We start from the raw sequence: 3742 nt of genomic DNA on the forward strand, positions 1-3742 counted from the left end.
CCAGCTTGCAAATGATTGTCCTTTCCTTCATTTCTCTCCTATTACGAAGATTTTAAACAGGTTCTAAGAAGATGTGATATAATTTTAGAGTTAATTGCTAATGAAGCATATAAAGGCGAAACTTACACCGCGGCACACTTTGCTAGGTATTTTGAGGGAAAGCTAGGCCTTGGAAGTAAACGTAGCATCCGTGAAAGGATTAGCCATCTTGCAGCTCTTGGCCACATAAAGTTCTTTAAGGAAGCTCTTGGATATAAAGTATCAAGCACTAAATCAAAGTACGGCTATTTATGTGTTAAAGACATGGAGTTAAAAATTTCTGAAAATCAACATGTGCTGGTAAAGCCAGATTATTATCTTTCACCAAATAACGGAGTAACCTTACCAGTTGAAAATCCAGACGTTTGGGTGATACATAATTCTACAAAACGAGATGGCAAAACAGTATAGTAAGTTGGCAAGATGGCAAGTTGGCAAACTGAAGAATCTGCCATTCTACCAACTTAAAATTGATAAAAATATAAGAAAATCAATAGTTTAAAGAAATAGTAAGATGGCAAGATGGCAAAAAGTTGCCAACCAGATAGCATGGGTAAAGTCCTCTTCTATAACGGGTTTAGGGAAGTTGGCAAGACGGCAAAAATCTATATATATAAATATATACTATGCTATAGTACATAGTATATATCAGTTAAGAGAAGAACTTAACGTTTTTTGATGTCCTTTCATAATTTTGCTTTTTCTATGGAGTTGCAACCTATAATAAAAATATAAAGTAAAGGCAGTGAAAAACAAATGATCCATAATAGCGTTTTAAAAAGATTCTATGACTTCAGGGTACAATTACACCACCAAGACCCAAGTTACTCATGTAGGGTAGCTCAAAACTCGATTACGAGGCATCTTAATACCCCAAACTTTTATTTATTAGAAAAAACCCCGCAACTAGTTTATCATGCTTTTTGTTGATTGCAAAGAAAATTTTTTGAACCTAAAGAACAAATGGTTAGTAGACTTTTTGAAACATTATTTTTGCAATAGCTTTACTTCTACCATAAGTTTAACAGAGGCTCTAACCCTCATCTTTTTTTTAACAAACGCATAACGCTGGTCTACTGAGTTTAATAGCTGAACTAAGAATTCAGATCTCCGGATTTTCCGGAATACTCAATAACTTCCAAGTGAGCTGGGTCTAGTTGCTTTAATAAGGCTTTTATGCAAGTGCGATAAAGACTTGAGGTAGAAAAGATTGAAGAAAGCAAAATAAACAGCTGTATATTCTTAATTTTTTTAGATGAGGCAAAAGCTGCATTTTAAAGCTATCTGTAACTTTAGGGTATAAACTTACTAGCCACACTAAAGAACGCTTATAATGCCCTCTAAAACGCAAATAAAAGGCATCTTTAGTAAACTTACCAGTGAGTTTAACACATTTTTTACACTTTGCAAAGAAAATTTTTCAAAAAAGATTGAACAACTTATGGTGAGTACAAGAGGTTATGGAGACTATTATGGGAATACAACAACTTTTATCGCAAACCTCTGAGCAATTAATTGCAAAACTCTCAGTAATGAAATCAGCAAATTGTAGGTGAAGCTAAAAGAAAAAAGTTACTGCCATAGAAGAAGAAACAGAAGCTACAGAACTCGTAACCCGCTTAATAGTTAAAAATGGAGACAAAGATCGAAATTTATTTATTTACGTCTCTAATTTTATCACGTATAATGGAGACAAAGATTTATATTTCGTATTTTATGTCTCCATCATTTATTGGTAGGCAAACTGAGTTAGAACAACTACTGGAGCTTACAGAAAAAAATACTGCATCTTTTGTAGTAGTCAAAGGAAGGCGTCGTATAGGAAAAAGTCGTTTAATTCAAGAGTTTGGTAAGTATTTTGAGCAATATTACTCCTTTATAGGTTTGCCACCAGAAAAGCACACTACAATGTCCTACCAACTTAATGAATTTTCTAGACAAGTTGCTAGACAATTTAATACATCTTTTGCTAGGTATGATGACTGGAGCGATTTACTATGGGCAGTTGGTGAACGTCTACTATCAGGAAAAACATTATTGCTGTTTGATGAAATTTCTTGGATGGGCTCAAAAGATCCAACCTTTTTAGGCAAAATAAAAAATTTTTGGGATACGCAGCTAAAAAATAATAACAAGCTAATTTTTGTTGTTTGTGGATCAGCTTCATCCTGGATCGAGAAAAATATACTTAGCAGCACTGGTTTCGTAGGGAGAATATCGTTAACTTTAACACTCGGAGAATTATCACTTTCTGATTGCAATGAATTTTGGCCGAAAAATATTTCAGCATATGAAAAATTTAAGGTGCTTGCAGTAACTGGCGGAATTCCAAAGTATTTAGAGGAGGTAAATTTTAAACATAGCGCTGAAGAAAATATTAAAAGGCTTTGTTTTACAAAAGGTGGGTTTTTAGTTGAAGAATTTAATCAAATATTCTCAGATTTATTCATGCGAAAAACGGCTTTTTATAAGCAAATAGTCAGAGCTCTTTCTACTGGAGCTAAAGAACAAGAAGAAATTTGTGCTACTTTAAATATCGTAAGACATGGACGCATTTCTGAGTATCTACATGAGCTTGAGCTTGCTGGTTTTATTGCAAAAGATCATACTTGGAGTATAAAAACTGGTACTGATTCACGACTCAGGAGATACAGACTTCAAGATAATTATTTAAGGTTTTATCTAAAATATATCGAAAAAGATCTAGGAAAAATTAGTCGTGACACCTATTCTATAGGGTTCTTACCAGAGTGGTATACAATTATTGGGCTTCAATTTGAAAATTTGGTGCTGAACAATAGAAAGGGTATACATAATATCTTAGGAATTGATGGAATAATAAGCGAGAATCCATTTTTTCAGAAAAGAACGCGTAATAGTGCAGGTTGTCAAATTGATTATATGATTCAAACGAAGTTTAACACTCTCTACATTTGCGAAATCAAATTTTCAAAAAATAAAATTGGTTATTCAATAATACAAGAGGTACAAAAGAAAATAGATACACTAAATCGTCCAAAAGGCTTTTCATGTCGTCCAGTCCTTATCCACGTCAATGATGTAAGTGATGATGTTATAGATAGTGATTACTTTTCAAACGTAATTGATTTTGGAGAATTGTTGAATTGTAGGTGATGTTTTTTCTGACTTTAAAAAATAACAGTTTCTACAGTTATTCTTAAGTTTGTAGAGTTTGCTAACATTAGTATCTTTAGCTTTACAAGAAGGGAATGGAGCCAAAATAATCTCTCTACTGCAATACCATTCTTTAAAACGTCTTTAGAGGGCTATTATAGCGTTATTGATGATTTAGATAGGTTTGTATGTTTTTACCAAAAACTCATGTAATCTCTTTTCAGCTCAAGTAAAAAGTTGTTTTCAAAATGGAAAGGACTCAAATAGCGAAGATTTCTGTTGTAAAAGACATAATGCTCTTTTTAATTTCTTAGCTGTCTTAAAATTATTTTAACTTTTTTTCAGAAACTCCCGGAAAAAGTGGTCGGTATATATTAGTATAGGGGCATTGAATGTAGATGTGCTTCAAACACAAAAGTCGGCAAACGAACAGAGTAGAAAAGATTGAAGAAAGCAAAAGAAATTTAGGCTTTTACGTAATTGAGAATTTGTATTTTTTTTTAGAACCTGTTTAAAATCTTCGTAATAGGAGAGAAATGAAGGAAAGGACAATCATTTGCAAGCTGGT

3 protein-coding genes are annotated in these 3742 nt (G+C 32.9%); all 3 read left to right on the top strand.

Annotated features, from left to right (window positions below):
• The first annotated feature begins 15 nt into the window (after positions 1 to 15).
• A complete protein-coding gene (locus OZD61_RS00140) occupies positions 16 to 450 on the top strand; it encodes a hypothetical protein (protein ID WP_274979389.1) in 435 nt (144 codons plus the stop codon).
• 103 nt (positions 451 to 553) lie between these two features.
• Positions 554 to 718, top strand: coding sequence for a hypothetical protein (locus OZD61_RS00145; RefSeq protein WP_274979390.1), 165 nt, complete (start codon positions 554 to 556; stop codon positions 716 to 718).
• A gap of 1037 nt (positions 719 to 1755) precedes the next feature.
• Positions 1756 to 3174, top strand: a complete 1419-nt coding sequence (locus OZD61_RS00150; RefSeq protein ID WP_274979391.1) for an AAA family ATPase — start codon at positions 1756 to 1758, stop codon at positions 3172 to 3174.
• Positions 3175 to 3742 lie beyond the last annotated feature (568 nt).

Source organism: Wolbachia endosymbiont of Drosophila bocki, from assembly GCF_028982005.1.
GTDB lineage: Bacteria > Pseudomonadota > Alphaproteobacteria > Rickettsiales > Anaplasmataceae > Wolbachia > Wolbachia pipientis.